The sequence below is a fragment of the Lactiplantibacillus plantarum genome, from assembly GCF_014131735.1.
GTDB classification, from domain to species: domain Bacteria; phylum Bacillota; class Bacilli; order Lactobacillales; family Lactobacillaceae; genus Lactiplantibacillus; species Lactiplantibacillus plantarum.
Map to the genome: position 1 here is coordinate 312,224 of NZ_CP039121.1, position 16,861 is coordinate 329,084.

Below are 16,861 nucleotides of genomic sequence, written 5' to 3' on the forward strand. Positions count from 1 at the left end.
TGTCAGGATGGGTGCATTAAATAAATGAGGTCGTTCGGGTAAATACTCGGGCGGCTTTTTTTGTAGCGCCAAATTAGGCGGTCAAACGCAGCAACTACAGCTTTGGTGACGTTTTCAATAAGGAAGACAGCTTTAGAAAACAAAGTATTGCGACCTATTCGTCGTTAAAAACAGGGGTTAATAGTTAAAAATCGCAATTAAGTGAAAGTTAGAGCGTGCTATAATGACACAACATTAAGATTTTACAACAAAGTCATTAAAATTTGTGGAGGGATCTTATGAAAATAACTAATGCTGATGGCACAATCCGGGCGCTTAGTAACCGGCATGTCCAAATGATTGCAATTGGTGGCACGATTGGGACAGGATTATTTCTTGGTTCAGGGAGTACGATTTCAAAGACGGGACCGTCAGTCATGTGGGTGTACTTGGTGTTGGGCTTCTTCTTCTTTTTAATGATGCGGGCAATTGGTGAGATGTTCTATTCTGATCCTACCCAACACACATTCGTGGCGTTTATTTCCCGCTATTTGGGACCGAGTGTTGGTCATTTTACAGGGTGGACCTATTGGATCGGTTTGATTTTTGTCTGTATGGCTGAGCTGACGGCTACGGCAACGTATGTCAAATTTTGGTTACCAAATGTCCCCGCCTGGCTAATTGAGATTAGCTTCCTGTTAATTTTGGCGGGCGTTAATTTAACGGCTGCACGGTTATTTGGCGAAGCAGAGTTCTGGTTTGCGATGATTAAGATCGTCGCAATCATTGCACTGATTGTCACTGGTATTTTCATGATGGTGGGACATCACCCAACCCCATTAGGCCAGGCTTCAATCGGCAATTTGTTCCATAATTATCAGGTCTTTCCCAATGGGATAGCTAACTTTATCTCGGCATTTCCAATGGTCTTCTTTGCTTTTCAGGGCATTGAATTTGTCAGTATAACGATTGGTGAGGCCAAGAACCCTCACCGCGTTATCAAAAAGGCGGTCAATGAAACTTTGTTGCGGATTTTGTTGTTTTATATTGGTGCGTTAATTGTCATTATGGGCATTATTCCGTGGACATCACTGTCACCCGATAGCAGTCCGTTTGTGCAAGTCTTCAAGTTGGCAGGATACCCAGCAGCGGCCGCCATCATTAACTTTGTCGTCTTAACGTCGGCAGCCTCATCGCTAAATAGTTGTTTGTTCTCAGCTGGACGTCACTTCTATCAGCTAGCCACTGAAATGCCAGTTACGAGTCGCATGCACCAAATCTTTGGTCAGATTTCGAAAAGTGGTGTGCCGGCAGCAGCAATCGTGTTGTCCGCGGTACTAGTGCTAGTGACCCCCATCATGAGTTTAAGTGCTGCAACGACGGCAGTTTTTACCGTCGTGACCGGGATCTCTAGTGATATGTACCTGATTGTTTACACGCTGGCGATGCTGGCCCACCGGAAGTACCGGCTATCTAATGACTATCTGGCGGATGGGTTTAAGATGCCGGCGTACCGAATCACGAGCCCACTGACGATTGCCTTTTTTGTTCTCATTTTTGCCAGTCTATTCTTCATTCAAGCTGATATTGTCGGTGCAATCGGTGCGATTATTTGGACGTTACTATTTGGTGGCATCACTTTTGCCCACCAAGCGCGCTTGCGAGCTGTAACACGGTCGTAATCTTAAAATGAGAATTATATTATAAAATGGCTTGACGATGATAAAAGATGGTGGTATTGTTAATCACAAGTTAATAACTGTACGATAACGTTACATCAAGTAGACATAGTGGTAGGTGTCAGGAAGCCGGTGGTTGCTGCGAACCGGTCAGCTACTATGATTGAAATACGGTAACCGAGTTTCGACTGAACGGATAATAACTAGAACCGTTATCTTCTAGTGAGTGGTGGATTAAGTGTCAATAATCCGCAACCTGGGTGGTACCGCGACTAGTCTAATCGTCCCTGTTGTTCATATGAACAATGGGGACGATTTTTTTGATGAAGAGGATGAGAATAATGACAAATCAACGCTGTGGTGGGATTGCACGATATTAAAATTTTGATGATGAATATGCGTCACTGGAATTTTATCAATCGAAGGGGTAATAAATTATGAACAAAACAAAAGCACCACAAATTAGTACCTTAGAAGCAGTCATTGTCTTACTGGTCGTCCTCGGAATTATGAGTGCGGGTGTGATTGGTTGGGGATTATCGCCCCAAGTTCCCGTATTACTCGCAATGGGCGTTGTCACTGCTTGGGCGATGTTGCGCGGTTTTCCATGGTCAGCAGTTAATGCCGGGATTAAAGAGGGCATTGATAAAGGAATCGTGCCAATCTTCATCTTTATTCTCATTGGTGCGATGATTTCAACTTGGATTGCGGCGGGAACGATTCCCACACTCATGGTGATTGGATTCAAAATCATTAATATTCAGTGGTTTTTGCCATCAGTCTTTATTGTTTGTACCCTAGTCGGTGCGGCGATCGGCAGTGCCTTTACGGTAACATCGACGGTCGGAATTGCCTTTTTCGGCATGGGCGTGACCATGAATCTGAATCCAGCCTTAGTTGCCGGTGCAATTATCAGTGGTGGAATCTTCGGCGATAAATTATCACCATTATCAGAAACCAATAATTTAGCTTCAGCCGTAGTGGATACTGATCTTTTTACGCACATTAAACATATCTTATGGAGCACGCTACCGGCCGGGCTCATTTCATTAGGCTTGTTTGCTATGCTGGGGCACAGTAATACGGAGACAAGCTTAGCCAAGATCAATCAAACAGTTGCGGTTTTAAATGGTCATTTCAGTATCTCAGCCTTGGCATTATTACCAATCGTCTTAGTCTTCATTTGTGCCGGGTTTAAAATGCCAGCCATTCCAACGATGCTTTTAAATATTTTTATTTCGGCGGGCTTGATTCTATTTGAACAGCCTGAGTTATCACTGGCGAAGTTAACCGCCATTATTAACACGGGATTTGTTTCGAAGACGGGGAATACGAGTGTTGATACGTTGCTTTCACGGGGCGGAATCGTCAGCATGATGAGTATGGTCGCTTTAATTGTGGTTACGCTATCCTTAGGAGGATTGTTGGTCAAGTTTGGACTGATCAATCAAATTATGACCCCGGTTGCTAAGCACTTGAATAGCGATGGCAAGTTAGTATTGGCGGGTGTATTAACTTGTATTGGTGTCAACGTGTTTGTTGGTGAACAATTTCTTTCGATTATCTTACCAGGGCGCGCTTTTCGCCAGGCATTCAATGATGGTGGCTTATCCGGAAATGCACTGGGGCGGGTCCTTGAAGATGGCGGTACGGTGATCAATTACCTAGTCCCGTGGGGCGTTGGCGGCGTCTTCCTGACGACGACGCTGGGAGTACCAACCGTCCAATACTTACCGTTTGTTTTCTTCAGTTTACTTTGTCCAGTTATCTCGGTAATCAGCGGTTTCACTGGTGTTGGTATGGCGCACTTGAATCAGCGAACTGCAGTGAAAACTAAGCATGTGACTGCGACGGAGGTTTAATCGTTGGTCGATCAGTTCACTTTAGGGAAGGTTGACGAATGGCTGTTAAAATAGTTACTTTATGTGGGTCTAGAAAATATGCGGCAGTATTTGAAACGGTTGAACTGGCTCTGAGTAAACAAGGTGTTATTGTTTTAAAGCCAGTTTTCAGTGATGAAGTATTAACACCGATTGAACTTCAGAATTTACGCCAGACACATTTGAAAAAAATCGACTTGGCAGATGAAGTAGTGGTCATTAATGTCGCTGGCTACATTGGTGAGCGGACTAGGCAAGAAATTGGCTATGCACAGCGTCAACATAAGAGAATTCGGTATTACGCAGTTACGGAAAACGAGCATTAATTAAAATGAGGCTGTGACATAACTAGCCTCTGTATAAGCAAATGGGACGAGAAACCGAATTTTGGTTTCTCGTCCCATTTGCTTACGCCTTTGATTTTTAAAGTTGGTCCCTACCGTGACCAGTTTCATAATGTTTAACGCCAGTATTACGATTCCGGCTTCCTTGGTGACCTTGTCGAAACCTCGCACCGAGAATCGATTGAAATGTAAAGAAGCCTTCATCTTGCCAAAAACTGGCTCAACATCGATCTTACGTTGAGCGTAAATCTGACCAGTTTCTGGAGCTGAAAGTAATTCTCGTTGTTTCGATTTGAAATATTCCCAATTTTCGTTCACGGAAATCCTTTTAAGATATCCTTTTGGTGTTAGTGCCGCGGCAATTAGTTGATGATTTTCATCATACTTTTCGGCAATGTATTCTTTAAAGTCACGGGTAAAACCATACTTATCAGTCCGTCGACGATAAGCATTAAAATTAAACCGGACGTTTTGCGGATTGATAAAATAATCATCTTTTTCATGATAGTCCCAGTTCATAACCTTACGGTCATCACTTTGCCATTTTCGACTATTCTCTTTAAGCATTGTGCCGTAGGGAATCAAAACGGTATGCTGACCGAATTCATCTTCCAAGTACCGATAATTACTTTCGGAACCGTATCCGGCATCGGTAACGATGGTGTGACCTAACACATTGTTGGCCTTTAAATGTTCAATAAACGGTTGTAAGGTTCGTGTGTCGGTTGGATTTTGGAAAAGCCGATATCCCGTAATGAACTGATTACTCGTGGCGATTTGAACGTTGTAGGCAGGTTTTAATTGACCGTTTTGCATCGGATCTTCCTTGACCCGCATAAAGGTGGCATCGTGATCCGTCTTAGAGTAGCTGTTACGCTGACCATAGATTGCTTGCTGTGCTTGGTGTTCACGCATTTTATCACGTCGTTTATCCAACTTACGTTTTTGTGATTTAACAGTCCGGCGTTGCTGTTTGGCTGGGTTCGGGGAAACCTGCTTAGTTGCTTCCACGGTTTCATTAAGGACCACTAAGTGATCCTCAACCTTGCTAATCATGATATCCAATAGTTCGGGAGTCAGCTCTGATCCTGCCGGAATTTCACCGACAATTTTAGCTTCATGAAGCTCGCCTAACAGGTCAACGAGTTTTTCGCGATTCATCTTGTCAAATCGTATCGTATTCTTCTTCCAAACAAAGCTATACTTGTTGGCGTCGGCTAGGATCTTAGTTCCATCAATAAATGAAACATCATCAATCATGCCATTTTGACGAAGATATTGGGTTAGCTGTGATAAGCTATCGGTTGTCAAAGTGGCCAGTTCATCAGAAATTCTAAAGCGACAAATCGTCCGGTAGGACGGAATTTGGTCGGCAATTAACCACCCAGCTGGCTTGTTTTCACGGGCAAACCGTTCAATTTTACGACTGCTGAAAATGCCATAGCTGTACGCTAAAAGGACCAGTTTTAACATGGCACCGAGGTTATATTCCCGCGGACGGCCAAACTGGTAATCATATTTTAGTTTTAAACTCTCAACAAGCTGGTTGATGTAACGAGCAGAATGATGATCTTCTGGTTGGTAATCCAAGGCAATACTCAAAGTGGTTTGATTCATGTTATAATAATCTTGCATATTAGGAATGTCCTTTCGAGGATAATTTCGTAGAGTATCGGGTGCGACCGATGCTCTTTTTTTATTTTCTATTATATCAAAAGCAGGTCTGGAAAAATCCGAAGATTTTTCCAGACCTGCTTTGTTTCTAGAGACTTATGTCACAGCCTCATTTTGCGTTGATTTAGTAATCTTTACTTGAGTTTAGTAGCCGCTTGAAAATCTGCGTACATGGGATGGTTCAAATTGATCCCGCGTGATTTGGCAATGAACCAAGCTAAGACTTGGAACGGGATAATCGCAAGTAGTGGGGCTTTATACGGATCAGCAACGGCTTCGAGCTGGAGGGTTTGATCATCATTGACGGTCGGTTGGTCACCAGTGAGACTGATGGTATAAATGTGGGGCGTTAATCGCGATTCGTACGTCTTGACGGCCTGTAATTGGGTCATGACAGCCGGGTCTGTATTGATTTCAAGATAGAACTGACAGTGATCTTCATGCGTCCCCATAAAGCCACCGTGGGTAAATGAGGCTAATGAGTAACCATGCGTTGGTACCCGGAGGATTTCGGTGAATTTGGCTTGCATTTCAGTTAGTGTTCCAGCTAGGACGTTAGCACCGATAGCTGTAAATTGAGGGGCGTTAGTGAAATCAATAGTGAACTTACGGTAGAAGTCGTTCGCCCGTTGAACAGTTGGATTCATGCTTTCAATCAGAAAACTGAACTCGTCTAATTCTTGATTGACTGCTAATTCGGTTAACCGTGCTTGAAGGGCAGCACTGCGGACGGCAAGCAACATTAAAGTGAGCACGATGGCTTGAAAGCTTAGTGTAATATAGGGCACTGATTCTTTGCCAGTTAGTAAGTCACAAGTTGCATCGGCCATTGCGGTCAGAGCAGTCGATTTTTGATTAGTCACGATAATGACATGAGCTTGACTGGCCGTGTGGGCTTTTTCGATTGCCGCTTGCATGGTTGGATCATCATCTTTTAGAGAAATCCCGATAACAACATCGACACTGGGATCAGCTTCCTCATAAGTGACGTAGAGGTCGGCCGCAGCAATGGTCACTTGGAGGGCGGCCGTCTTTTGCATGTATAAGCGGGCGGTGTTGGCGGCGTTGAGTCTTGAACCAGTTGCGAGGATCAACCAGTGTTGTGGATGATCAGGGGTGGCAGTCAAGGCCGCCGTAATCTGTTTGGGATAATTGGTTAACAACCGCTCTAGTACTGGCTGTTCCCGACGAATGTATGAGAGCATGGTCGGATTATTCATCATCATCAAAATCATCAGCTCCTAAAAAATAGTTATGTATATTAATATTAATTTAGCTTTATTGTAAACGTAAATGAACTTATAGTCAGCAAAAGAATGTTTAAAAATATGACTGTTGATTAATCGTAGCGGGTCCGCTTTAAATCAAAGGCGACTGCTCGCAAATCATCATAAAAGACGACTTAACGGCCAACAGTTTTATTCACGGGCTTGCCATTATCGGAACATGTTGCGTTTCAATGTACGCAGAACAACATCCTAATCAGCATTCTGGTTAGATGGCGTCACCAGTAAGGGACCTTGTCGCAAATCGTATGCCGTTCATTTAAAATGCCAGCGCTGTTTGTGGCAGACCCGACATTGATTTAGGTGAATATTCATGTCTAGTTCTAAGTTCATTGTACCAATCATTTATGATAATTAGGGCTTGCATGTAACTGAAAAGGCTGGTAAAGTAAGGAACAATTTATCAATACAACTAATTGCCTATATAATGCCATGATATGGATGGCGAGTTTCTACCCAGTGCCGTAAACACTGGACTATAAGCGAATTGAGTCGACGGGTCTACACTGCTTAATTTGCCGTGTGGACCCGTTTGCTTTCTCCGTAGGCAGACTGACTAGTGAGGAGAAAATAACGATGACGAAGACAGTTGAAATGGTGATTACTGGTGCACAAGTGTTAAACGTTTATACCCGTGAATTTGAAGCCACCAGTTTGTGGATCGATCACGGCCGGATTATTAGTAACTTGCGTGACGAGCCGTACATAGCGGCCCAGCATGTCGATGCGACCGGTCAGTGGATCGTTCCCGGCATGATCGATGCACATGTGCATATGGAGAGTTCGATGGTGGCACCTAGCGAGTTGGGAAAAGTCTTACTACAGCACGGCGTCACGACAATTGCGACTGATCCACATGAACTTGCCAATGTTGCGGGTATTGCTGGCATTCAGTACCTAATTGATGATGCGCGCCAAACACCACTAGATGTCTGTTTTATGCTACCGTCATCGGTACCGTGTGTTCCCTTTGATGATAACGGGGCAACGCTACATGCTGCTGACTTGCGCCCACTTTACCAACAGTCGGAGGTTCGGGGACTGGCGGAAGTAATGGACTATGGGGCCGTTGCGCGTGGTGATACTGACACCCTGGCTAAAATTAGTGATGCCTATGCGTATGGCTATCATGCGGATGGTCACGCTGCCGGTTTGAATGCGCACCAGCTCAATGTGATGCGCAATGCGGGACTGGATACTGATCATGAATGTATGACAGTGGCGGAAGCACAGGATCGTGTGCGGGCTGGTATGGCTGTTTTCTTGCGTGAAGGGACGGTTGAACGCGATGTTTTGCCGACGATTGGTGCAGTGACCGAAGCTAATGCTAGCCGGTTTGCTTTTTGTACGGATGATAAGACGATTAGTGACTTGCTCACAGAAGGGTCGATTGATTATAACGTGCGCCTAGCGATGCAGAGCGGGATGCGTCCTGAACTTGCCTACACATTGGCTAGTCTCAACGGCGCGATGGCGCATCGTTTAAGTGATCGAGGCAGTCTGTCAGCCGGGCAGTTGGCAGATTTAGTGGTCTTAGATGATCTCGAACACGTTAGGATTGCGCGGACGATGAAGCGGGGACAGTGGATATTACCAAGCACGACAAAACCATTGCCGTTTACTGCAACGCGTGTTCAGCACCATGCACAACTAGCCGACTTCCAATTACCACTAGCGACCGGGTTGGCAAATGTAATTGGTGTGCAGCCGAACCATATCGAGACGGATCACTTAACACTCCCGATTGATGCAACGCAGAATTTTGAAGCGGATTGCCAACGTGATATTCTCAAAATGGTTGTCATCGAGCGCCATCATAACACGGGCAAGGTGGGCGTCGGCTTAGTTCATGGCTTCGCACTTAAACAGGGAGCTATCGCTGGTACGGTGGCGCATGATGCTCATAATATTGTTGCGGTCGGAACGTCGGATGCTGCAATTTTACGGGCGGTAGCCCAGATTACCCAAGATAACGGGGGAATTGCGGTCGTTGACGATGAACAAGTGCTAGCGACCATGCCGCTTGCCATTGGGGGCTTGCTGTCTGCAGCGAGCTATCAAAAAGTTGCTGAACAGTTGGCCGAACTTAAACGAGCGTATGAGGTCATTAGCGAGCGGCCACTTAGCTTTGATCCGTTCATTACGCTATCGTTTTTGACATTACCCGTGATTCCAACGTTGAAGTTAACGGCACGGGGGTTATTCGATTACGCGACCTTTGACTTTATTCCAGTTGCGATTCAGGATAACCAGCGCCAAACAGTTTAAGTACAATCGTTCGGTGACTGAAATTAGGCTATGATGTGTCTGCTACTGAACAACGATGTAGTTTAAGGCTTGTGCCGAAATATGTTTAAAGCCCCGCAATAGCTAAACGTTTTAGTTAGCTGCTGCGGGGCTTTTACTGTGGTTTTAATGGGCTAAATGGCTGCTACTGTGAAGCGTCATTAATGCGGGGGTAGCTAATGGGATTGCCACTCTCATAAGCGGGAAGATCAGCGATTCCGCGGTAAACGGCTCGTTCAATCTGCTGCAGCCCGCCGCCATCAGCAATCGTCATTTTAATACCGTAATGCTTGACAGCTTTATTCAGTGTTTTGGAAGTGGCGTGTTTATTCTGATTCTGAATCATGACCACGAGGTCTGCTTGACCGATTTGCCGGTAATAGAAGTTGGTGCTATTACTGTGTTTAAAAGCATCAATCAATAAGGTGTGCCCGTTGTGCTCATCAATGAGTTGCGTGATCTGTGTTCGGCGCGTACCAACGTCGCCCATGACGATGGCAACTGTTTTTTCGTGCAGATCAAAGTCTAAGGTGCGCAGCGTCACTGGCACGGTGGTTGTGTGGATAGTGGCCTTTTTAGCTGGTTTGGCTGCTTTATTCGAGGTCGGTTGACTCGAACTATGATGAACGTAACGAATAACCACCTTCTCAGGCCGCTCCTTATACCAAGCTAGGTCGACTAATTGACCATTACTGATGCGCTGATACTGCGCTTCTTGACTAGTGAACGTAACATCGTTCATTGCCGGATTGAGCGACGATAAGGTTGTGCCGTTATAATCTTGTTCGATGTGATAAGTATCATCGGTGTCTTGATAATGAACAACGAAAAATGCTGCGACAGTAATCGGATCCGCTGTAGTAGCGTGACTAACGATTTTATCAATATAAGGTTGTCGATGTTGCCGTAAATTTTGTTCTAACAGGACCTGATCATCGTGGTGAATCACCAGTTGTCGGGCCAAAATTTCATCGTAGTGGTAGCGTGGTGTGCCGGTCGGATCATTGGGGTCGACTAAATCAAACCCCTTTAAATCGCGCTTTACTTGCATGATTGTTTGCCCATTGGATTGTGCAGAAGTTGTTTTGACGGATGATGATGAATCTTCCGCGTTTGCTTGCGTAGCGTGGCCGCTGGTCTCATTGTGTGCGTTACTAGTGGCTAGTCTAGCTATGCGTGCATTATCCGAATCTACGATGGTATCAGGATCAAGCGCCAGGTTTAAGATTTCCTGAATCGCTTTGGCACCCTTGGCGAGGCCTTCATCGGTAGGTTGAATCATGGTCAATGTTCGGGCAATGGCGGTACGATAATCGCGATATTTTTTCAAATTAGGACCTCCGTTATTATTTAGTAAATTGGTCAGCGCAGACATGGTTCTGTGCTGACCAAAAAGATATTTGGTACAGGGTCAGGTCATAACCAACGATATGTATGTGTTAATACCACGAGCCAAAATGATTGTGTTATGCTGGTTTAAAGAACCAAGTAGGTCATCAATTGCCAGTACTTATCAACTATTGTGCCATAGATTGTGGCTGGACGGGTATAAAAAAACAATAAAAACGAGTTAGTGAAGTTTTTTCAAGATTAGCTGAGCTTTAGCGCAAGTATTGGCTGATTGGAACAATGGTAATTGTTGTGAAAGGTCGGCTTACTAACACAGCAATGGTCAATTGAATTGGCTTTACGGGTGATTACTTATAAAATGATATAGCGGCTATCAAACGACAACGAGTGCGTTGACTTGTTTGTGGATTGCAATAGTCGAACATCACATTCAGGATAAGTGGGAATGAAGTTGGAGGCGCAGCAGATGGCAACAGTTAGATTTGAGAATAAACGGGTCAATATGAGCAAACTCAGTCAGTTTGGATTTGAACCCAATCAGAATGGTCAGTATCAGTTCCGAACTTTAATTATGCAAGGCCAATTTGAAATGATAATCGAGTTGAACACTGATGGCAGTCTGAACACGACATTAACGGATACGACGACTAGTGAAGTATATGTTTTACACATGACATCCCAAGCCCATGGTCAGTTTGTAGGTCAAGTAGCGCAGGCCTATCAAGATATTTTATACAACATCGAACAGCATTGTTACGATAATGACGTCTTCCAATCGACCCCGGAGCGTAAGCTGATTGCGCAAGTCAAAGCTGCTTATGGTGACGATCTTGAGTTCTTGTGGCCTAAATTTCCACAAAACGCGGTTTGGCGACGCTCAGACACGCACAAATGGTATGGCGCATTATTGACGGTAACTTCCGATAAACTGGCATTGCCGGGCGCAACACATGTTGTGACGGTATTAGATTTGCGAGCGCGCCCAGAAGACTTATCTATGCTGATTGATGGACAACATTATTTACCGGGCTATCATATGAATAAGAAACATTGGTATTCAATTTTGCTTGATGATGTGGTACCACTTGCCACGATTATGGACGACGTAAAAGTTAGTTATATGTTGGCCAAGTAAGGCTTGAATGTAAGTGGACGGTCTCACCCTAAACCGAAGCATTGAGCATTAACTAAAAAAATCGTTCCCAAGAAGACATCTGGGAACGATTTTTTTGATTAATGATTGGTAAAACCATCGTTAGTGACTATTAGATTGAATAATTAGCGCGAGGCATGGTGCCGACTGCGGTACCAATCGAAGGCGAGCGTTAATAGCATGTAAGCAAAATCAACGAGAATTGCTTCTTTTAGTGGTACGTTGAGTAAAACGACTGAAACGAACGTTAAAACAACGACAAAAGTCAGTGCCGATTGTGCCCATCGTAAGAGCCATTCTGGCATGGTTAGCTCACATCCTTTGTTATGGGAGTTGTGGTTGTTGATGAGACTGATGATTGTGGCCGATCCCGTAATGCACGTAGCGCCCAAAGAATTGAGACCGTATCAACAACTTCTTGAAGCATAGCGCCAAAGAGTGCCGGAATGATACCAGTGCTGGCAATCAACATCAAGATCGTACAGATAGCAATCCCAATCCAAACGGCTTGTTTAGCCACTTGCATGGTATCTTTAGCAATGCGCACCGCCGTGACCACGCGACTAAGATCGTCTTTTAAGATGACGACGTCGGCCGATTCACTAGCAGCAGTTGAGCCATGGGCGCCCATGGCGATGCCGACGTCAGCAACAGCCAGGGAAGGCGCGTCGTTAACACCATCGCCAACCATGATAACGGGGCGTTCGCCCGCTGGTACAGCCTTTAAGTGGGCAATTTTATCTGCGGGTAGGAGGTCGGCAGCAACGGTATCGATACCGACATCGGCGGCAATATGATCAGCAATTGCCTGTTGGTCACCAGTAAGCATCATGACGTTTTGAACGCCCTCAGCGTGGAGTGCTTGAAGCGTGGCGGCTGCTTCGGGGCGGACATTGTCGATAAACGTGATGTAACCCGCGTACTGGTCATCAATGCCGACGTAGATAGCAGTGGTAGCAAGTGGCTTGGCGGTTGTAGTCGGTGCGACGAATTTAAGTTTGCCCACTTTGACCTGTTGCTGCTCAATCGTTGCCGTGACCCCATTACCCGTTACTTCTGCTAATTGTGTTGCCGGGCTGAGGCTAGTGGCACTCGCATACTTGACGAGTGAGCGGGCCAGAATATGACTTGAGTTTTGTTCAGCGCTCGCTGCGAGGTGCAAGATTTGTTCGGCAGTAAAACCAGGCTGAGGAACAATTTGGTTGACTGTTAATTGACCACTGGTAATGGTCCCCGTCTTATCAAACGCGGCGGACTTAGCCGTAGATAACTTCTCCAACATGTCCCCAGTCTTGACCACGATTCCGTTCCGACTAGTTCGGCTCATCCCTGAGACGAGTGCAACGGGTGCGGCGAGAATCAGCGGGCAAGGTGAAGCCACTACGAGGACTTCTGCAAATCGGTGGGGATCACCGCTGAATGCCCAAGCTACTCCGGCAATGACGTATGCTACCAAGGTGAATGGGACTGCATAGCGATCGGCCAGCCGTACGAATTTGGCTGGTCGTGATTCGGATTCTTTAACCAATTTGACTAACTGTTGGTATTGACTATCAATGGCTAATTTATCAACAACCATTGTAACAGCACTATCGCCGTTGACCGCACCAGACATAATGTCATCGCCAACGTGCTTGTCGACTGGCTTAGATTCACCCGTCAATGAAGATTCATCAAAGAGTGCCGTTCCTTGAATAAGGTGACCGTCTACTGGAACTAGCTCACCAGGTTTGACGACTAGCTGATCACCAATTTGGACATCTTCAACGGCAATATCTGTTAATTGGCCGGCGACTGAGCGGTGGGCAATACGTGGTGAATTATCGAGCAAGGCTTTCAATTCGGTATTCGCTCGTTTGGCCGCATAATCTTCTAACGAGTCACCCCCAGTGAGCATAATTAGAACGACAAGGCTAGCCCAATATTCGCCGACAGCTAGTGTTGCCACAATCGCCGTAATTGCTAATAAATCAACCCCGTACTTACCTGAACGTAAGGTTTTGATCATCTCAACTAACATTGATAAGGCCATAAGTGACCCCATTAATGTAATGATGATTTGTGCTGCCAATTGGTAGTGCAAACCAAACTGTAAAATAACCGCAATGATACCGACGCTGACCGTTAAAATTAATTTATAGTAGTGCCGCATGCAGTTCCCCTCCTTTTAGATGATAACGTTTTTTTACTTGTTACAAGAATAACATGAAATCGGTTTAATTGAAACAGATAAGAATGATTCTAAACTAAAAAACTAATTATTACGAAAACTTTTAAAAAGTTTCAGAAAAAATATGGGTGCAAAACTCGTCTAATCCTTGACGGGTTAGGCCTCGACGGCTCAAAATGGTTGATTTTACTTCTGATTTAATACTAGTATACTTATAAACGAACATCAGATATCAGAAAATACTGAAATCAGCATTTGTATAAGCCAACGTGCGCTGTGCAGGTGGTAACTTGTTACCCGGTACTAAGCGCTTTTTTGGTGCACCAAGCAATTAATCTAACAGTTGTGCGGTGGGCTTATCTGGTGATTCAAGGGGGTTATCTATTAGCAAGAGCAGTGTAACCATTAATCGTTACGTGGTGTGACGACGGTCGTGTGCTAAAGGCACGATGGTAATAGAAACACTAGCTAAACAAGATGAACACCAACGTCGATTAAGCAATTAAAAATCATTTGTCAGTATGGCGTTGTCCGGATTCAACCAACGGAAAGAAGGAAATTCTGCTACTGATTTTGAGTTAGCACAAACAGAATGCGGATGACAATGCCGGTCAAACCTGATACAGTCAGGGTGCTGAGTGCTCCGAGGATTAACTCGGAGGGGTGTACCGATTGCTAGTCGGAAATTTACGCGTGGGGACTACCATTGCTGGTAGGAAGAACCACGAATTTGATCTAAATATAGAGAGTATATGCTCAGTAGCAGGTTTATTATTTTAAAAAGTAAGAATATTGATTGGTGGGTCTATTTACCAACAATTGGGCTCTTTGCGGCGGCTTCCGTTGTTTTATTAATGGGGGGCCATTCGCTGGAGACGAGTTTAAGTGGCATCTTGAACTGGCTCACAAATAACATGAGCTGGCTTTATATGTCGGTATATGTGATCACTTTTATCTTTTTCATTTACTTAGGGTTTAGTAAGTTAGGGAAAACCAAACTTGGTGATCCTGATGACAAACCAGAATTTTCAACGTATCACTGGGGCAGTATGGTTTACGCGACCGGGATCGATGCCAGCATCTTAATGTTGAGCATGGTTGACCCGTTACGGTACCTCCAAAGCCCTTCATTCGGCGTCAAGCCGTTTTCAACTTCTGCATATAATTATGCGCACATGCTGGGACAATTTAATTGGGGACCAATGGCGTGGATGATGTTTGCGCCAGCCACGATTGCAATTGCCTATGCAATGTATGTTAAACACATCAAGGTTCAGCGGCTCAGTGCCGCAATTTCAGTACTACAAGGTCCTGGTAAGGGTAAGCAAATTGCCCGGAACACGATTGATTTTCTCGTTATTATTGGGATTATGGGTGGTGTTGGTACTTCAGTCGGGATGGAAATCCCCGTCATTTCAAAAGTTTTGAGTGCCGTTACCGGGATTGCCGATACGATGACTTTAAAGTTAGGGTTATTTGCCTTATTATTCGTAATTTTCGCCATGGCTGTTTTTAATGGTTTGAAGAAGGGAATCGGTCGGCTAAGTGCTGCCCATGTTTGGTTAGCGATTGGCTTCCTAATCGTTGTTTTAATTGTTGGCCCAACTTTGTATATTTTAAACTCAGAAACTAATAGTATTGGCTTGTTTGTCAATAAGTTTATTACGTTGAGCACGAATACTGCACCAAATGGTCACGCAACGGCCATGCAACGGCAGACGATCTTCTACTGGGGCTGGTGGTTATCCTTTATGCCAGTCATGGGCTTATTCATTGCCCGGATTTCTCGGGGCCGGACGATTCGTCAGGTACTCGGTGGTATGTTGCTATGGGGCTCATTAGGTTGTGTCAGTTTCTACGCCATCTTGGGTGGTTATGCCTTATACTTGCAACGGATGGGCATCGTTAACTTAGTTCATATCTTAAATACGCAAGGACAAGCCGCTGTGATTGCAGCAGTATTGTCGACCTTACCATTGAAGATGATTATGCTGGCTTTGTACTGCCTATCTTGCTTTATTTTCTTAGCAACGACGGTATCTTCATTTGCCTTCATTACCTCGTCATTTACTAGTAAAAAGTTGGCCGCGGGGGAACAACCAAGTCGTTTCAATCGGATGAGCTGGGTCGTTATCTTCCTAGTCTTCTCATTGGGGCTTGTCACGGTCGGTGGCTTTGAATCGATTCAGTCCATCTGTGCGATGTCTGGCTTCCCATTAACGATTGTCGCGCTCGTCTTACTGTACTCGATCCATCACGACTTAACGACTGATCCAGTCAAGGAAGCTGCGAAAGCCAATGCCAAAGCAGCTGAATTAGCACGCCGGAAACGGCTAGCACGTGACGTTGAAATCACAACTAAAACTGACTACGCACGCGAACGGCGTACTGCACGGAAACGTGAAACGGAAGCCGATTAGCGCTACTCAGTTGAACTAAATATATCAATTAAACTAGGCTCGTATTATGGATTTCCATAATACGAGCCTTTTAAGATTGGCCCACCTGTTTGAAATAATGGTAGAAAGATGCCTTTATTTAAAGTCAACAGCCACCAGCTTAGGCCCGCTGGAAACAGTTCCGGTTAGCGTAAACCTGCTTAGTTCGTTCGTCCTACGCCGCCCTCCAGGCATTTCTGCCAATTGCTGGAACGCGGTGGACACAGATTTAAGCCGAAGACCACGTCTTAAATACTGGTCTTCCACTAACCAAGCCAAGGACGCTTGCTAAGTGGAATTTCACCGCTGAGCATTGGCCGAAACGCCTTCCAGTCGGGACAGTATTCGAATGGCGGACGAAGATGTACCCAACTTTTGATGAATTTGTCATTGTTCTCCATAAACAGTAATTTTGTTAATCAACTGTTAGGTCGAAAAGATATTGGGATAGCTCGCTATTTCGGAATTACTATAGTAATAATAGAACACCTCAACAAAGTGGTTAGGGTAACCCTAACGTCTCGTTTAAAGTTCCTGTATCAAAATAACCAACGACCAATTGTGCCGAGTTAAGTGGCCGTTCATCAGCCATTCGAGCGGCTTCCTGAAACGTGTTCGGTGC

At 45.0% G+C, this 16,861-nt stretch carries 11 protein-coding genes and 1 riboswitch; of the genes, 6 read left to right on the forward strand and 5 right to left on the reverse strand.

Annotated elements, in window-relative coordinates; translation table 11 throughout:
• Positions 1–278: 278 nt before the first annotated feature.
• The 3 genes from E5260_RS01380 to E5260_RS01390 all read left to right on the forward strand — a co-directional run bounded on the left by E5260_RS01380 (position 279) and on the right by E5260_RS01390 (position 3,864).
• Entirely contained in the window at positions 279–1,661 is a 1,383-nt protein-coding gene (locus E5260_RS01380) for an amino acid permease (protein WP_003642951.1), read from the forward strand.
• A gap of 434 nt (positions 1,662–2,095) precedes the next feature.
• A complete protein-coding gene (gene nhaC, locus E5260_RS01385; protein ID WP_003642950.1) occupies positions 2,096–3,520 on the forward strand; it encodes a Na+/H+ antiporter NhaC in 1,425 nt (474 codons plus the stop codon).
• Between the two features lie 38 nt (positions 3,521–3,558).
• Positions 3,559–3,864, forward strand: coding sequence for a hypothetical protein (locus E5260_RS01390; protein ID WP_003642949.1), 306 nt, complete (start codon positions 3,559–3,561; stop codon positions 3,862–3,864).
• On the opposite strand, the gene E5260_RS01395 is transcribed toward E5260_RS01390, so the two are convergent.
• Both E5260_RS01395 and E5260_RS01400 read right to left on the reverse strand, forming a co-directional pair.
• Entirely contained in the window at positions 3,865–5,517 is a 1,653-nt protein-coding gene (locus E5260_RS01395; protein ID WP_013355994.1) for an IS1182 family transposase, read from the reverse strand.
• Between the two features lie 173 nt (positions 5,518–5,690).
• A complete protein-coding gene (locus tag E5260_RS01400) occupies positions 5,691–6,791 on the reverse strand; it encodes an SIS domain-containing protein (RefSeq protein WP_003642853.1) in 1,101 nt (366 codons plus the stop codon).
• Positions 6,792–7,242: 451 nt separating this feature from the next.
• Positions 7,243–7,341: riboswitch (purine riboswitch) on the forward strand.
• A 77-nt stretch (positions 7,342–7,418) separates the two neighbouring features.
• Between E5260_RS01400 and ade the strand changes: the two genes are divergently transcribed.
• Entirely contained in the window at positions 7,419–9,110 is a 1,692-nt protein-coding gene (ade, locus tag E5260_RS01405; protein WP_013355992.1) for an adenine deaminase, read from the forward strand.
• 163 nt (positions 9,111–9,273) lie between these two features.
• Here ade and E5260_RS01410 read toward each other — a convergent pair whose 3' ends face one another.
• The gene (locus tag E5260_RS01410; RefSeq protein ID WP_024002709.1) at positions 9,274–10,458 is read right to left on the reverse strand and encodes a DUF2325 domain-containing protein; all 1,185 of its coding nucleotides are present in this window, start codon (positions 10,456–10,458) and stop codon (positions 9,274–9,276) included.
• 486 nt (positions 10,459–10,944) lie between these two features.
• Here E5260_RS01410 and E5260_RS01415 point away from each other — a divergent pair, with 486 nt between their 5' ends.
• The gene (locus tag E5260_RS01415; protein ID WP_024002708.1) at positions 10,945–11,613 is read left to right on the forward strand and encodes an MmcQ/YjbR family DNA-binding protein; all 669 of its coding nucleotides are present in this window, start codon (positions 10,945–10,947) and stop codon (positions 11,611–11,613) included.
• Between the two features lie 143 nt (positions 11,614–11,756).
• On the opposite strand, the gene E5260_RS01420 is transcribed toward E5260_RS01415, so the two are convergent.
• Positions 11,757–11,936 carry a hypothetical protein gene (locus E5260_RS01420; RefSeq protein ID WP_003642849.1) on the reverse strand — a complete coding sequence of 60 codons (180 nt, stop codon included), beginning with the start codon at positions 11,934–11,936 and terminating at the stop codon, positions 11,757–11,759.
• 2 nt (positions 11,937–11,938) lie between these two features.
• Positions 11,939–13,783, reverse strand: a complete 1,845-nt coding sequence (locus E5260_RS01425; protein WP_003642848.1) for a heavy metal translocating P-type ATPase — start codon at positions 13,781–13,783, stop codon at positions 11,939–11,941.
• 770 nt (positions 13,784–14,553) lie between these two features.
• On the opposite strand from E5260_RS01425, the gene E5260_RS01430 reads away from it, so the two are divergent.
• A complete protein-coding gene (locus E5260_RS01430) occupies positions 14,554–16,221 on the forward strand; it encodes a BCCT family transporter (protein WP_003642847.1) in 1,668 nt (555 codons plus the stop codon).
• Positions 16,222–16,861 lie beyond the last annotated feature (640 nt).

Coding starts and splice junctions, on each gene's coding strand:
- E5260_RS01415 (WP_024002708.1), top strand. CDS start 10,945: ATGGCAACAGTTAGATTTGAGAATAAACGGGTCAATATGAGCAAACTC.
- E5260_RS01400 (WP_003642853.1), bottom strand. CDS start 6,791: ATGATTTTGATGATGATGAATAATCCGACCATGCTCTCATACATTCGT.
- E5260_RS01425 (WP_003642848.1), bottom strand. CDS start 13,783: ATGCGGCACTACTATAAATTAATTTTAACGGTCAGCGTCGGTATCATT.
- E5260_RS01430 (WP_003642847.1), top strand. CDS start 14,554: ATGCTCAGTAGCAGGTTTATTATTTTAAAAAGTAAGAATATTGATTGG.
- ade (WP_013355992.1), top strand. CDS start 7,419: ATGACGAAGACAGTTGAAATGGTGATTACTGGTGCACAAGTGTTAAAC.
- nhaC (WP_003642950.1), top strand. CDS start 2,096: ATGAACAAAACAAAAGCACCACAAATTAGTACCTTAGAAGCAGTCATT.
- E5260_RS01390 (WP_003642949.1), top strand. CDS start 3,559: ATGGCTGTTAAAATAGTTACTTTATGTGGGTCTAGAAAATATGCGGCA.
- E5260_RS01420 (WP_003642849.1), bottom strand. CDS start 11,936: ATGCCAGAATGGCTCTTACGATGGGCACAATCGGCACTGACTTTTGTC.
- E5260_RS01380 (WP_003642951.1), top strand. CDS start 279: ATGAAAATAACTAATGCTGATGGCACAATCCGGGCGCTTAGTAACCGG.
- E5260_RS01395 (WP_013355994.1), bottom strand. CDS start 5,517: ATGCAAGATTATTATAACATGAATCAAACCACTTTGAGTATTGCCTTG.